Genomic DNA, 14,639 nt, shown 5'->3' with positions numbered 1-14,639 from the left:
TATAACTCACTGCTGGGTATTATTTCGCTTCGCTGTGGAAATAACCGGCAGTTTGCCTACAGGTGACGCTTGACTTTGCTCTAATTGATATTGATAATCATTTTCATTTGAGCCAGGAGATGTCACCATGTTTTTGAAACAACGCGCTTTTCCCCGCCTACCCCTCGTTAAGAACAGGGCTTACTTCCGCCCTTTCACCCTGCTGTGTCTGTTGTTGACCGCCAGCCTTGCCAGCCATGCCGCGTTGGCGGAAAAAAAGCTGCGCGTGGTGACCACTTTCACCATTATTCAGGACATTGCCCAGAACGTAGCCGGTGACGCCGCCGTAGTGGAGTCAATCACCAAACCGGGGGCAGAGATCCATGATTACCAGCCTACACCACGCGACATCGTCAAAGCGCAGCACGCCGACCTGATCCTGTGGAACGGTATGAATCTGGAACGCTGGTTCCAACGCTTCTTCGAGAACATTAAACAGGTGCCTGCGGCCGTGGTCACCGAAGGCATCACCCCGCTGCCGATCCGCGAAGGGCCTTATAACGGCAACCCGAATCCACATGCCTGGATGTCTGCCAGCAATGCGCAGGTGTACATCGAAAATATCCGCAAAGCGCTGGTGCAGTACGACCCGGCCAATGCGGAAACCTACAATCGCAATGCTAAAGCCTACGCCGCCAAAATTGCCGCGCTGGATGCCCCACTGCGCGAACGCCTGTCTCGCATTCCGGAAGCCCAGCGTTGGCTGGTGACCAGCGAGGGCGCCTTCAGCTATCTGGCCAAAGACTATCAGTTGAAAGAAGTCTATCTGTGGCCGATCAACGCCGATGAACAAGGTTCACCGCAGCAGGTTCGCCGGGTGATTGACGCCGTGCGTGCCAACCACATCCCGGTGGTGTTCAGCGAAAGCACTATTTCAGACAAACCGGCCAAGCAGGTCGCGAAAGAAACCGGCGCAAAATACGGCGGCGTGCTCTATGTCGACTCCCTGTCCACCCAGGATGGCCCGGTACCGACCTATATCGACCTGCTCAACGTCACCGTACAAACCATTGCCAAAGGATTTGATCAATGACAAGTGAGGTTTTTGTCCGCCCTGAGTTGAGCGTGGACGACGTTACCGTGACCTACAACAACGGCCATACCGCGATCCACAACGCCAGCTTTACCCTGAGCGGCGGTGCCATCTGCGCGCTGGTTGGCGTCAACGGCAGCGGTAAATCGACCTTGTTCAAAAGCATTATGGGCCTGGTGCGGCCCACCACGGGCCGCGTACAGCTCAACGAGCAGCCGGTCGCGCAGGCATTAAAGAAAAACGTTATTGCTTACGTGCCGCAAACCGAGGACGTTGACTGGAATTTCCCGGTGCTGGTGGAAGATGTCGTCATGATGGGCCGTTACGGCAAGATGAACTTCCTGCGTATTCCTTCAAAGGAAGACCGGCTGCGGGTGGACAAGGCGCTGGAGCGCGTTGGGCTGAGTGAGTTACGCACCCGCCAGATCGGCGAGCTTTCCGGCGGGCAGAAAAAACGCGTCTTTCTGGCGCGGGCGCTGGCGCAACAAGGCAGCGTTCTGCTGCTGGACGAGCCTTTCACCGGGGTCGACGTCAAAACCGAGAACGCCATTATCGATCTGCTGCGCGCACTGCGTGATGAAGGCCACCTGATCCTGGTTTCAACCCATAACCTGGGGAGCGTACCGGAATTTTGCGATCGGGTTATCCTGATTAACCGCACGGTGCTGGCTGCCGGCCCAACAGAAACCACCTATACCCAAAGCAACCTGGAACAGGCGTTTGGCGGCGTACTGCGCCATATCAATCTGTCAGGCCCGGATCTGCACGACGACAACGATCCGCGCACGGTCACGGTATTGACCGATGACGAGCGGCCAGCGGTGTTCTACGGCCATACCAAGAGCGATCCGCCGGCGCAAAGCCAGCCGAAGGAGAAACAACCCTGATGCTGGAACTTCTGCTGCAACCCTTCAGTTACAACTACATGGTCAAAGCCATTTGGGTCAGCGCCATCGTCGGCGCCGCCTGCGCGTTCCTTTCGGCCTACCTGATGCTAAAGGGCTGGTCGCTGATGGGGGACGCACTGTCGCACTCGGTGGTACCCGGCGTTGCCGGGGCCTATGCGCTAGGCCTGCCCTACGCCGCCGGAGCCTTCTTCACCGGCATGCTGGCCGCGCTGGCAATGACGTTGGTGCGCCACGTGACTCGCCTGCGCGAAGACGCCATTATCGGCTTTATCTTTTCTACCTTCTTCGCCGTAGGCCTGTTGATTGTGTCGCTAAACCCGACCTCGGTTAACGTCCAGTCGATTATCTTCGGCAATATCCTCGGTATCGCCGATGAAGACGTTTTGCAGGTCGAGATTATCATCGGCGTTTCGCTACTGATCTTGTGTCTGGTGTGGAAAGACTTACTGGCAGTGTTTTTTGACGAAAACCACGCCGTGTCTATCGGCCTGTCGCCGCTGCGGTTAAAGATCCTGTTCTTCACCCTGCTCAGCGCCTGCACCGTAGCGGCATTGCAAACCGTTGGCGCCATTTTGGTGATCGCCATGGTGATCACGCCGGGGGCTACCGCCTACCTGCTGACCGACCGCTTCAGCCGGTTGGTGATTATCGCCATCGTGATTGGCGCACTGACCAGCGGCCTGGGAGCTTACCTCAGCTTCTTCCTCGACGGGGCTACCGGCGGGGTGATCGTGACTCTGCAAACGCTGGTATTCCTGGCCGCCTTTTTCTTCGCCCCCAAACATGGGCTACTGGCGTCCAAACGCCGCGTAGCACGTGAACAGACCGGAGGCCACTGATGGAAACCCTGTATCAACTGCTCAGCGAACCCTTCGCCTATCCCTTTATGCAGCGGGCAATCCTGGCCGCCATCGTGACCGGCGTGGTGTGTGCGGTGCTCTCTTGCTATCTGGTGCTCAAAGGCTGGTCGCTGATGGGTGACGCCATCTCGCATGCGGTGCTGCCCGGTATCGTGGTGGCGTTCGTGCTCGGCATTCCGGTGGTGATAGGTGCCTTCTTCTCCGGTATTTTCTGTGCGGTGGCCACCGGTTACCTGAAAGAAAACAGCCGGGTGAAAGAGGACACGGTAATGGGGATCGTTTTCTCCGGCATGTTTGCCTTTGGCCTGGTGCTGTTTTCCCGTATCGATACCGATCAGCACCTCAGCCACATTCTGTTCGGCAATATGCTGGGCATTACCGATGCAGAGCTGAAGCAGACGTTGCTGATGGCTGGCATTACGCTGCTGGTGGTGTTGCTGAAACGCAAAGATTTGATGCTCTACTGTTTTGATCCCAACCATGCCAGGGTGATTGGCCTGCCGGTGAAACTGTTGCACTACGGGCTGCTGTGCCTGCTGGCGCTGACGATTGTCGCCTCATTGCAGGCCGTCGGGGTCATTCTGGTGATTGCGATGTTGATTGCTCCAGGCATCATTGCCTTCATGCTGTGCCGCAGCTTCGACCGCATGCTGATAGTCGCCACGGTGGTGTCTGTGTTCTCCTGCGTACTCGGCACCTTGATCAGCTTCCACATTGACGGTGCCACCGGCCCCTGCATTGTGATAGTCCAGGCCATTCTGTTCGTGTTCGCCCTGCTCTACAGTAAATTTAAACCGTTACAACGTCACGGAAATGGAATGCTCGACGCAAAACCTTGAAACAGGCGGCGGTGCCTAATGGCGCCGCCGCTGCTCATTACGGCTGCTGATAGATATCCGGTCGGACAATATGCCAGACAAAATCCTCGCGGTTTATCGCTTCATAACCCACCTTTTGATACAACCACGGCGCAGTACCGGTCACCAGCATAATCCGCCGCAGCCGCTGCAACACCGGGTGTTCCAGCGTGCAATCCATCAACCAACGCGCTAACCCTTGTCCCTGGTAGTCCGGGGAGACAAACACATCGCACAGATAGCCAAAAGTAGCGTAATCCGTCACCAGACGCGCAAAACCAATCTGCTGGTGTTGATGGTACAGGCCAAAACACAGGCTATTGTCGATAGACAACTGCACCGTCGGCAACGAAATGCCGCTCGCCCAGCTTGAAGTGGTCAAAAATGCGTGAGTAAAGGAGAGGTTCAATTCACTTGTATCGCAGTTGATCCGGTATTCCCCTCGCTGCCACTGCCGGTTTTGCTCCATTGTTGTTCATCTCATTGATAATGATAGTTATCTGAATCCTGCCCTTGCCGTAATAGCTGACGACCTTATAAACATCGCTCTCACGCCGCCAAGTTGCAACAGACGTCGTACTTAAATTAATCAATAGCGTATATACTTTGAGCAAATGCGATGGCGATAAAATCGCCGGTTGTTGGTGCCAGCTGTGCGCCAGGTCGTGTTTTCACAGGGCTAAAGACGCTAACCTAATGAATTCGCAGGCAACACAGAGGGGGTGTACCATGTGGCAAGCCGTTAGCCGTCTGTTAAGTGAACATCTTGGCAGCGCAGAAATCCGCGAAAGGACCGAACTGCCCGGGGGAGAAATCCATCCGGCGTGGCGCGTGAGTTACGGTGACAATCAGGTGTTTGTCAAATGTGACGCTCGCGAACTGTTGCCCATCTTCACCGCCGAAGCCGACCAGTTGGCCTTGCTGGCGCGCAGTAAAACCGTGCGGGTTCCGCAGGTGTACGGCGTAGGCAGCGATCGCGATTACAGCTTCTTGCTGCTGGAATACCAAACCCTGAAACCTTTAGACGCCCATGGCGCTCACTGTCTCGGACAACAGCTGGCCCATTTACACAAGTGGAGCGAACAGCCGCAGTTTGGCCTCGACTTCGACAACGACCTGTCCACCACCCCACAGCCCAACGCCTGGCAGCGCCGCTGGTCAGAGTTTTTTGCCGAACAGCGCATTGGCTGGCAACTGCAGATGGCGGCAGAGAAAGGCATGACCTTTGGGGATATCGATGAGATTGTCGACATCGTGTATCTGCGTTTGCAGCATCATCAGCCGCAACCTTCTCTTCTGCACGGGGATTTGTGGCCGGCCAACTGCGCAATGACCGCCGACGGCCCACTGCTGTTCGATCCGGCCTGCTATTGGGGCGACAGAGAGTGTGATTTGGCCATGCTGCCGCTGTATCCGGAACTGCCGCCGCAGATTTACGACGGCTACCAGAGCGTCTGGCCGTTAGAGAGCGGCTTTATCGAACGTCAGCCGCTGTATCAACTGTATTACCTGCTCAACCGCAGTAACCTGTTCGGCGGGCAGCATCTGGTTCGGGCCCAACGCGCGGTGGAAGCGTTGCTGCATCCCGAGTCCCGATAAAATAAAGGCGCTGAAATCAGCGCCTTTTTAATGAACAGCCGTTATCAGGCCGCCCCGGCCAGTTGGCCGAGCAGCTTGATCACAAACCAGCCAATCACCGCAATCACCACCGGCAAGATGTACAGCGGGAAGTATTGCAGCAAGATGGTGTGGTGCGGCAGCGTAATGCGCTCTTCCAACTGCGCACGCGTATGCCCTTCACTGCCTTTAGCCTGTTCGAGGATCATCTGATCTTCCAGGCCTTCGCGGATAAACTTCACCTGACGTGACATACGTGCGCCAGAGGCCTGCAGCGCCAGCCCGACAAAAATCAGAATATAAATGATGATAAACATCAGGTTCGCGCCGCTGAACAGGCTTTTTTCTACGTCCGGTACCGGCGAGTTATACCAGAAGATATTCAGGAACGGGGTGTTAAAGCGCACCATATCTACCATTACGTGAACGAAATCCAGCATTACTGCGTTGATGCCTTTGGTCTTTTCGCTGTGTTGATACACAAACATCAGCAGCGAGATCAGCGTTGACAGTAACGCAGGGATGAAAACCACCCAGCCAAGAATACGTTTTAAAATGGCAATGCGCCCAGCCTGTTGATACGTCATGTGTTCCCCTTGTAAGCGACGTAACCGTAATGGGCTAAGTCTACCTGTAGTTGTTGAAACTCGCCCACCGTTTTCTTCAGCACTGCTGTGCTACAAGCGTAGCCGGGATTATCCGAAATCAACAGCTTAACGGCGAGCGCGCGTTGCCGGTAAATAGTTATATAGTTAAATCAAACCGTTTAAACAGGGGCCGCCATGATTCGGCTGATTATCTTATTGCTGGGTGCGCAAGCACTGCGGGGGCAACGCCGCCTGCTAATGCTGTTCGGCTGGGCGTGGATCACCGTAGGCGCGCTGATGCTGTTCGATGTACTTCAGGACGGGCGTTCCGTGCTGGCGTTGGATGCGCTGGCAGTACTGCTGGCGCTGGAGGGATTAGTGGCGATTTCCGCCGCACTGGTGATCGGCTCATCCGCCAGTCGCCCAGTGATGCTGAAGGGATTGGGCTTTTTGTTTCTGGCCTTTTTAGTTTGGGACGTGCCCGCCGACGACAACATCGTCGCCACGCTGGTGTTTGGCAGCGCGCTACTGCTTGACGGTGCGGTTCGCATTGCTTCTTCTACGGTGATCCAGCACAGCCGCTGGAAACCGGTCGCGCTGGCGGGCAGCGGCGAAATCTTGCTTTCGCTGATGATTTTTATTGGCTGGCCGGTGCCGCATCGGATGACGGTTCCTTTTTGTATCGGCGTGATGATCCTGCTTTCCGGCTGGGCACTGCTACGCATTGCCCGCAGGTTGGAAAGCTTCTCGCTAAATCAGAACCCGCAGTTAGCCACTCAGCCGCAAACCAATGACGCTAATCCGCTCAGGGTGTATGTCTGGACACCGACAGGATCGGCAAAAGATGCCCGCAGGCGTTACATCGTCGATCGCTACATCGCGGCGGTGGACGGCAGCGGCAATATATCCACTGGCCATGCCGCCCTGGCGTTGGCACCGGACATGTATATCAGCCACTATCCGCTTAACGAAATCAGCCAGTCTGCACAAGATTTCCGCCGGCTATTGCACTCCGGCGAACAAAACAACGTCGACGGACGCTTTCTGCCCGATTTGCAACAGGAAGTGGCAGCCTGGTGCCCGCCGGACAAAAGAATACAGTTTCGCCGTTACAACCCGACGGCATTACGAGTCTTCTGGCAGCGTTATCGTCAGGATGCCACTTACAATCTGACTCGTCGCAACTGCTCCACCACGGTTATTCAGGCGCTCGATAGCGCGCTGGAAGGCGTACTGGGCGATAAACATCTGTGGCGGCGTTTCCTGTTGCTGATACTCGATCCTAACCTGTGGATGTTGGCGGTGCTGCGTAGCCGTGGCGAAAGCATGACCTGGACACCGGGGTTGGTGCTGGATTATGCCCGCATGCTGCAACAGGTCACCGAACGCCAGCATCAGCGCTGGTGGCTAAAAGTGCAGGAGATGTGGCGCATCCTGCGTTTCGGCAAGGCTCAGCCACGCAGGCAAAAATTTTAGTCTCAACGCCGGCGATGATAAAGTGTCGGGCACATTCACCGGCAGGAGTTAACCGATAATGGCCTATTCGCAACGCATTGAAACCGCTATTTTTGATATGGACGGTTTATTGATCGATTCAGAACCGCTGTGGCTACAGGCAGAGCTGGATATCTTTGGCGCACTGGGGCTGGATTTGTCAGACCGCCACAAGCTGCCGGATACCCTGGGTCTGCGCATCGATCTGGTGGTGAAGATGTGGTACCAGGCCATGCCGTGGCAAGGGGTGTCGCAAGAAGAAGTCTCTGCGCGTATTATCGAGCGCGCCATCGAACTGGTGCGTGAAACACGCCCCCTGCTGCCTGGCGTACAACAGGCGCTGGAGCTATGCCGCAGCCTGGATCTGAATATTGGCCTGGCCTCCGCCTCACCGCTGCACATGCAACAACAGGTGCTGCAGATGTTTGACCTCGAAGGCTACTTTGATCAACTTGTCTCCGCCGGGTACTTGCCTTACAGCAAGCCGCACCCGGAAGTGTACCTGATCGCCGCCGAGCGCCTGGGCAGCGATCCCCTACGCTGTATAACGCTGGAAGACTCGTTCAACGGCATGATTGCCACCAAGGCCGCGAGGATGCGTTCTATCGTGATCCCTGCGCACGAGTATCGTCATGATGGCCGTTGGGCGCTGGCCGACCACAAGCTCGATTCCCTTGAGCAACTCACCTCCGATCATCTGGCCTGATTTTCACGGCATCGGCTTACTGCCGGTGCCGCTAACCTGACTTCTCCCGCCTTTTCGTTGCTTAAGTTCAAAATCTGGCTACACGTCATAAAATAAATAAAACATTATTTCATTTTTATTGAGTTACTGTTGCGGCCTCATTATGCTGCAGTTCAAGAAAGTCGCCGGACGTTAGGCACAGGCTGTCACTGCCACGCAGCCTTACCCTGTCGTCCGGCGCTTTCTCCTACGCCCATCCCCTTACCGCAGCAAAAGCGTACAGCACTTGACCATTTAAGTAACAAGCCGTTGTAAAACCGGGAAAAATAAACAATTGGTTACAGGGTAACTGCTTCCACTACTGGGAATTTTCCCATATACTGGATAAATTAACAGTTTATCAGCCGGAACAGCAGTATGACCGCGGAAGGACATCTTATTTTTTCTGTCGCTTGCGCGATTTTCGCCAAGAAGGCCGAGGTGACCCCAGAGCTGGCAACGGGCGACTGGTGGCACATCATCCCTGCCGCGCTGTTGACCTCACTGCTGCCCGATATCGATCACCCCAAGTCGGTACTGGGCCAACGGTTGCGCTGGATTGCCATTCCGATATCGCGCGCCTTCGGCCACCGCGGTTTTACCCATAGCCTGCTGGCGATCGCCGGCGGCATGGCGTTGTTCCAGCTTGACGTGCCGCGCAGTTGGCCGATTCCGGCCGACGTCCTGCATGCCATGATCATCGGTTACTTCAGCCATCTGCTGGCGGATATGCTCACTCCCGCCGGCGTCCCCTTACTCTGGCCATGCCGCTGGCGCTTTCGTCTGCCGCTGCTAAATTCTCAGAAAGGCAATCAGCTTGAGCGCGCCCTGTGCCTGTGTCTGGTGGCTTTCGCTATCTATTGGCAGGGCGGATGCACCATCCCAGTGCAGTCTTATTTTGAGCAAATAAAAAATATCAGACTGTGATCACATAAAAACGGACATTTAATAACCACCAAGTGCATAAATTAAACAAATTTACGCAATGAGTTATATCAAATTCCATTTGGATATAAGTGAGCCGTTAAGCAAACTGTTACGATATTTAGTATCGCTACGCCATGGTGCATAGCCATTTTCATATAAGAAAAAATTTTGGAGACATTGGGGATGAATTTTCCGCTGGTTATTAACGTGGTGATTTTTGTCGCCCTCCTTTTGCTGTTGGCGCAAAGCCGCCATAAGCAATGGAGCCTGGCGAAAAAGGTACTGGTCGGCCTGGTCATGGGTGTGGTGTTCGGTTTGGCACTGCAGCTGGTGTACGGTTCGGACAATCCGGTACTGAAAGAATCCATCAGTTGGTTCAACATCGTCGGTAACGGCTATGTACAGCTGCTGCAAATGATTGTCATGCCGCTGGTCTTCGCCTCGATTCTGAGCGCGGTCGCCAAGCTGCACAACGCCTCTTCCCTGGGGAAAATCAGTTTCCTGACTATCGGCACCCTGTTGTTCACCACGCTGATTTCGGCGCTGGTGGGCGTGCTGGTAACTAACCTGTTCGGTCTGACCGCTGAAGGCTTGGTGCAGGGGGCGCAGGAAAGTGCGCGTCTGTCCGCAATCCAAAGCAACTATGTGGGCAAACTGGCCGACCTGACCGTACCGCAGATGGTGCTGTCCTTCATTCCTAAAAACCCGTTCGCCGATCTGACCGGTGCCAGCCCTACCTCGATCATCAGCGTGGTAATCTTCGCGACCTTCCTGGGTGTGGCGTCGCTGCAGCTGCTGAAAGACGACAAGCCAAAAGGTGAGCGCGTGCTGGTCGCTATCGACACCCTGCAGGCCTGGGTGATGAAGCTGGTGCGTCTGGTGATGAAACTGACTCCGTATGGCGTTCTGGCGCTGATGACCAAAGTGGTTGCCGGCTCTAACGTTCACGACATCATCAAACTGGGTAGCTTCGTCGTGGCCTCTTATCTGGGTCTGGCGATCATGTTTGCGGTGCACGCTGCCCTGCTGGCCTTCACCGGCGTTAATCCGCTGAAGTTCTTCCGCAAGGTATGGCCGGTCATCACTTTCGCCTTTACCAGCCGCTCCAGCGCCGCCAGCATTCCGCTGAACGTGGAAGCGCAAACCCGTCGCCTGGGCGTACCGGAATCCATTGCCAGCTTCTCGGCCTCGTTCGGCGCCACCATTGGCCAGAACGGCTGTGCAGGCTTGTACCCAGCGATGCTGGCGGTGATGGTGGCCCCAACCGTCGGGATTAACCCGCTGGACCCGGTGTGGATCGCGACCCTGGTCGGTATCGTCACCATCAGCTCCGCCGGTGTAGCCGGCGTGGGTGGCGGCGCGACTTTCGCTGCGCTGATCGTGCTGCCGGCAATGGGTCTGCCAGTGACGCTGGTTGCCCTGCTGATCTCCGTTGAACCGCTGATCGACATGGGCCGTACCGCACTGAACGTCAACGGCTCTATGGCGGCGGGTACCATCACCAGCCAACTGATGAAGCAAACAGACAAGTCCATTATGGACAGTGAAGACGAAGTGGAACTGGCTCACCAGTAAATCTCGTCGGCAATAAAAAACCGGGGCTTGTTCGCAGCCCCGGTTTTTTTATATCTGCAATCCACTCAGGGCCGTTCGCCCGCCGCCAGTCGCTGATTGATTTCAGCAATCACATCCGGCAGTTGTGCCAATGTATCAATCACGTAGTGCGCGCCGGCGGAATACAGTTTATCGGTTGCCAAAGCGCGCCGCTTGTTAACTTCCGACTCACTCATTTGTTGGTATTCCTGCCAGGTAGCCCCAAACTCGTTACCCGACAGCGCCAGCCCGATGCTCCACATGCCTGCATTCAATCCTTCGCTGATACCCGGCACTGCATCATCCACTTTCACACAGTGCGCCACCGAATCGATACCCAGCGTAATCACGTTTTGCAGCGCCATCCACGGGCCTGGACGCCCACCAGCGGCCAAATCGTCAGTCGCAACCCAGTGATCCGGCGCGTAACCTCGCAGCGCCGCTGCCGGCGCCAGCACCTCCATCACCGCCCGCGGATAACCCGAACAGGAACCTATCTTGATGCCCTGCTCACGCAATGCAGCAATCACCTGTGGCACACCCTCAATCGGATCGGCAAAGTCGACCACCTTGGCAATTTGCAACGGCATAAAAGCCTGATACAGCGCGTCAATGTCCTGATGGCTCATGGAGCGGCCCAACTGCTGCCGCCAACGCGCATCCACCTCGGGCAATTTTCCCAAAGCCTCAATGTGCTGCCATTTGCCCAACCCCATCGGAATGCGCGCCTCCGCCAGGCTGATGTCGATATCAAAGGTCTGCTTAAAGGCTTCAACAAAAATCTGCGTTGGCGCAAAGGAGCCGAAATCTACCGTGGTGCCGGCCCAGTCGAGTATCACTGCGTTAATCTGACTCATGCTCATCCTCATTGCTCCCAGTACATTGCCTGCCCGACCGCGGCCAGCAAACGTTCGATATCCTGCGGGTAAACTTCGCCGATATTGCCAATGCGGAAGCAGTCGCTCTGCGATACCTTGCCCGGATAGATGACAAAGTCCTGCTGTTTCAGGCGCTGATAGAACTCGGTAAAACGGTAAGTGTCGGCCTTCGGCGAATAGAACGCGGTGATGATCGGCGAGTGCAAATCATCCTCCAACAGGGTTTCGAACCCCAGCGCGCGCATCCCAGCCACCAGCCGCTGCTGGTTTGCCCGGTAACGAGCGTGGCGGGCATCGATCCCCCCTTCTTGCTCCAGCTCGCGCAGCGCCTGAGCAAAAGCCAGCACCGTATGCGTCGGCGAGGTAAAGCGCCATTTGCCGGCGTTATCTTCCATACAGCGCCACTGGGCATACAGATCCAACGACAGCGAGCGCGAGCGCCCCGCGCACTTATTCAGCTCATTGCGGCGGGCAATAACAAAGGCGAAACCCGGCACGCCCTGAATGCATTTATTGGCCGAGCTGATCAGATAATCAATGCCCAGCGCATCGACATCCAGCGGAATACCGCCGAAACTGCTCATCGCATCCACGATCAGGGTTTTGCCATTTCGCGCCGCCAGGCCTGAGACGCGCTCCAGCGGATTCAGCATTCCCGTGGTGGTTTCACAATGCACCATGGCGATATGACTGATGCCTGCATCGCCTTTCAATACCGCCTCCATCGCCTCAACATCCGGCTCATTCACTTCGCCACAGTTGAACGCATGGTGGTTGATGTCCATCAACCGGGCCATTTCGATCATCCGCGCACCATAAGCGCCGTTATTGACGATCAGCAATTTGTCCTGCGGCCCCATTACCGTGCCCAATACCGCTTCGACCGCAAAACTGCCGCTGCCTTGCAACAACACTGAGGTGTAGCCGGTTGACCGAGTCGCCAGGGCCTCGAGCTTCTGACGAATGCTCTGCACCACGCCCAGGTTGTAATCTTCATCCCAGGTACAGCTATCGAACAGCATCGCTTCCTTCACCGTTTTTGAGGTGGTCAACGGGCCAGGGGTTAACAGCAAATAATCGTGCTCAGACATTTCATTCACCCAATTGGTCTATACCAGATGAGTATTATACTGACCGCAACCCGGCCTTCGGGTCAAACGCCAACCGCAGGTGAAACAAAAAATTCATCTGCGCATGTATACCCCAAATAATTCGAGTTGCTTGTAGGCGGCAACTGAGTGAATCCCCAGGAGCTTACTCAAGTAAGTGACTGGGGTGAGTGAAGGCAGCTAACACCCAAGCCACTTGAAGTATGACGGGTATATAATGAGCGCGTGCCGTAATGCCATAGCGAGATGAAATGAAAGAACATCTGGGTGAGTTGCCCCACTACCTGCAAATCAAGGAACAGCTACAGGCGCGTATCACTCGCGGCGCGCTGCAGGCGGGCGATAAGCTGCCTTCCGAACGTGAGCTGTGCGCCATTTTCTCTACTACTCGTGTCACCGTACGGGAAAGCCTGGCGCAGTTGGAAGCCACCGGTGCCATCTACCGCGCCGACCGCAGGGGTTGGTTTGTTACGCCGGAAAGGTTGTGGTTGGATCCGACGCAGAACACCAACTTCCACCGGTTATGCCAGGAGCAGGGGCGCACGCCGCGCACTGAGCTGTTGTCCGCCGAAAAAACCGCGGTGCCACTCGACGTAATGCGACCATTAGCGCTGGAGCCGAATGACCCAATTTATCTGCTGCGCCGCGTACGCTATGCCGACGGCCGGGCTATTTGCTATTGCGAGAACCACTGCCTGCCACAGCGGGTGCCTGAATTGCTCAACCAGGATCTTAACGGCAGCCTGACCGAGATTTATCAGCAACGGTACAATTTGATTTACCACCGGATGCACCTGTCATTTTACCCTACCGCCCTGCCATACGCCGCCGCCACTGCGTTGGGCGCGATGGTTGGCCTGCCCGCACTGCTGCTGCGCCGGTTAAACTACGACCAGCACGGGCGAATTCTCGATTTTGATATCGAATACTGGCGACATGACAGCCTGCGCATTGAGGTCGATACGCTGTGATCTCTGCCCTGTGCCAAACAAAAAAGGGCGCCGCCGGTGAATGGCTGCGCCCTTGATTTGGTCAACTGACGGGATCAGTACGGGTAGTCGTGATAGCCCATTTGCTCGGAAATGTTGCGCGCGGCGGTGTGCAGACGTTTGACGTAATCTGCCCTGGCATCTTCAGAGTAACGAATCGACGGGAACGAAATGCTCAGGCCGGCGGTCACTACGCCAAAGCGGTCAAATACCGGCACCGCAATACAGCGCAGCCCTGCTTCTTGCTCTTCGATGTCCTCACCCACACCTTGCTCACGCACTTGATCCAACAGCGACAGCAGCGCCCCGGCATCGGTCAGGGTATTCGGCGTGCTGCGGGTAAATTCAATCTGCGACAGAATTTGCGCCACTTCCGCCCTATCGCGCCACGCCAACAACACTTTACCGATCGCGGTACTGTGCAACGGGTTACGCCGACCGATGCGTGAATACATGCGCAGGTTATATTGCGCGTCGATTTTATGGATATAAACAATGCTGTCTTCGTCCAGCGCCCCAAGGTGAATAGCTTCCCGGGTGTGATTCGACAGTTCACGCATTTGAGCATCTGCAATACGGATCAGATCGACGTTCTGCAACGACTTGGCACCCAGTTCAAACAGCTTGAGCGTCAGCGCATATTTTTCCGTTTCCCCTTCCTGCGACACATAGCCCAACGACTTCATGGTCTGAAGAAAACGGTATACGGTACTTTTGGACATCATCACCCGCTGGGAAAGCTCTGTAATGCCAATCTCACGCTCCTCGCCCAGCGCCTGCAAGATACCGAATACCTTCAGCACGGAGGAAACCGCATCCGGTTGTTTGTCTGGATCTGCGTTCACCATAGTCAAAATCCTACCCAGCTTTTGTGTTTTAAGAAATTTGAACAAGGGTTTCAGTATACGCGGTACCGCAGAAGCCACGCAATCGGGCTGGGCTGAATGCATGCACGGATCTCATCGGTTATTACAATTGTACGGAAAAGTGTGGATGCAATCGCAGAGGAACATGATTAGCATGG

General features: G+C 55.6%; 15 protein-coding genes. 10 read left to right on the top strand and 5 right to left on the bottom strand.

What is annotated here, in order from left to right; all coding sequences use genetic code 11:
- Positions 1–127 precede the first annotated feature (127 nt).
- From AC1RKG_RS00660 to AC1RKG_RS00645, 4 genes are read left to right on the top strand one after another with little or no spacing between them, the layout of a single operon-like run.
- Positions 128–1,072 carry a metal ABC transporter substrate-binding protein gene (locus tag AC1RKG_RS00660; RefSeq protein ID WP_493181687.1) on the top strand — a complete coding sequence of 315 codons (945 nt, stop codon included), beginning with the start codon at positions 128–130 and terminating at the stop codon, positions 1,070–1,072.
- Entirely contained in the window at positions 1,069–1,959 is an 891-nt protein-coding gene (locus AC1RKG_RS00655) for a manganese/iron ABC transporter ATP-binding protein (protein WP_493181685.1), read from the top strand. The genes AC1RKG_RS00660 and AC1RKG_RS00655 overlap by 4 nt, the downstream gene beginning before the upstream one ends.
- The gene (yfeC, locus tag AC1RKG_RS00650) at positions 1,959–2,819 is read left to right on the top strand and encodes an iron/manganese ABC transporter permease subunit YfeC (protein WP_046373759.1); all 861 of its coding nucleotides are present in this window, start codon (positions 1,959–1,961) and stop codon (positions 2,817–2,819) included. Before AC1RKG_RS00655 ends, yfeC begins: the two co-directional genes overlap by 1 nt.
- On the top strand, positions 2,819–3,679 hold the full coding sequence (locus AC1RKG_RS00645) for a metal ABC transporter permease (RefSeq protein WP_493181683.1): 861 nt from the start codon (positions 2,819–2,821) through the stop codon (positions 3,677–3,679). Before yfeC ends, AC1RKG_RS00645 begins: the two co-directional genes overlap by 1 nt.
- A gap of 37 nt (positions 3,680–3,716) precedes the next feature.
- Here the strand turns inward: AC1RKG_RS00645 and AC1RKG_RS00640 are convergent, their stop codons facing one another.
- Positions 3,717–4,166 (bottom strand): GNAT family N-acetyltransferase, encoded by a 450-nt coding sequence (locus AC1RKG_RS00640; protein ID WP_176983977.1) that lies wholly within the window; start codon positions 4,164–4,166, stop codon positions 3,717–3,719.
- Positions 4,167–4,426: 260 nt separating this feature from the next.
- Between AC1RKG_RS00640 and AC1RKG_RS00635 the strand changes: the two genes are divergently transcribed.
- Positions 4,427–5,296, top strand: a complete 870-nt coding sequence (locus tag AC1RKG_RS00635) for a fructosamine kinase family protein (RefSeq protein ID WP_020826564.1) — start codon at positions 4,427–4,429, stop codon at positions 5,294–5,296.
- A 44-nt stretch (positions 5,297–5,340) separates the two neighbouring features.
- Here the strand turns inward: AC1RKG_RS00635 and AC1RKG_RS00630 are convergent, their stop codons facing one another.
- Positions 5,341–5,901 (bottom strand): YniB family protein, encoded by a 561-nt coding sequence (locus AC1RKG_RS00630; protein ID WP_020826563.1) that lies wholly within the window; start codon positions 5,899–5,901, stop codon positions 5,341–5,343.
- Between the two features lie 195 nt (positions 5,902–6,096).
- Here AC1RKG_RS00630 and AC1RKG_RS00625 point away from each other — a divergent pair, with 195 nt between their 5' ends.
- The 4 genes from AC1RKG_RS00625 (at position 6,097) to AC1RKG_RS00610 (ending at position 10,621) form a co-directional block, all read left to right on the top strand.
- Positions 6,097–7,377, top strand: coding sequence for an HdeD family acid-resistance protein (locus AC1RKG_RS00625; RefSeq protein WP_217331174.1), 1,281 nt, complete (start codon positions 6,097–6,099; stop codon positions 7,375–7,377).
- Positions 7,378–7,435: 58 nt separating this feature from the next.
- A complete protein-coding gene (gene hxpB / locus AC1RKG_RS00620) occupies positions 7,436–8,101 on the top strand; it encodes a hexitol phosphatase HxpB (protein WP_493181680.1) in 666 nt (221 codons plus the stop codon).
- Positions 8,102–8,497: 396 nt separating this feature from the next.
- Positions 8,498–9,046, top strand: coding sequence for a metal-dependent hydrolase (locus AC1RKG_RS00615; RefSeq protein WP_020826560.1), 549 nt, complete (start codon positions 8,498–8,500; stop codon positions 9,044–9,046).
- 183 nt (positions 9,047–9,229) lie between these two features.
- Positions 9,230–10,621 carry an L-cystine transporter gene (locus AC1RKG_RS00610; RefSeq protein WP_020826559.1) on the top strand — a complete coding sequence of 464 codons (1,392 nt, stop codon included), beginning with the start codon at positions 9,230–9,232 and terminating at the stop codon, positions 10,619–10,621.
- 65 nt (positions 10,622–10,686) lie between these two features.
- On the opposite strand, the gene phnX is transcribed toward AC1RKG_RS00610, so the two are convergent.
- Positions 10,687–11,496, bottom strand: a complete 810-nt coding sequence (phnX, locus tag AC1RKG_RS00605; protein WP_020826558.1) for a phosphonoacetaldehyde hydrolase — start codon at positions 11,494–11,496, stop codon at positions 10,687–10,689.
- An 8-nt stretch (positions 11,497–11,504) separates the two neighbouring features.
- On the bottom strand, positions 11,505–12,608 hold the full coding sequence (phnW, locus tag AC1RKG_RS00600; protein ID WP_493181678.1) for a 2-aminoethylphosphonate--pyruvate transaminase: 1,104 nt from the start codon (positions 12,606–12,608) through the stop codon (positions 11,505–11,507).
- A 269-nt stretch (positions 12,609–12,877) separates the two neighbouring features.
- Between phnW and phnR the strand changes: the two genes are divergently transcribed.
- Entirely contained in the window at positions 12,878–13,597 is a 720-nt protein-coding gene (gene phnR, locus AC1RKG_RS00595; protein ID WP_122079031.1) for a phosphonate utilization transcriptional regulator PhnR, read from the top strand.
- Between the two features lie 74 nt (positions 13,598–13,671).
- Here the strand turns inward: phnR and kdgR are convergent, their stop codons facing one another.
- On the bottom strand, positions 13,672–14,463 hold the full coding sequence (gene kdgR, locus AC1RKG_RS00590) for a DNA-binding transcriptional regulator KdgR (RefSeq protein WP_142815364.1): 792 nt from the start codon (positions 14,461–14,463) through the stop codon (positions 13,672–13,674).
- Positions 14,464–14,639: the final 176 nt, after the last annotated feature.

Source organism: Serratia sp. GW822-FHT06D09, from assembly GCF_058799515.1.
This window is presented reverse-complemented; position numbering and strand designations above follow the sequence as displayed.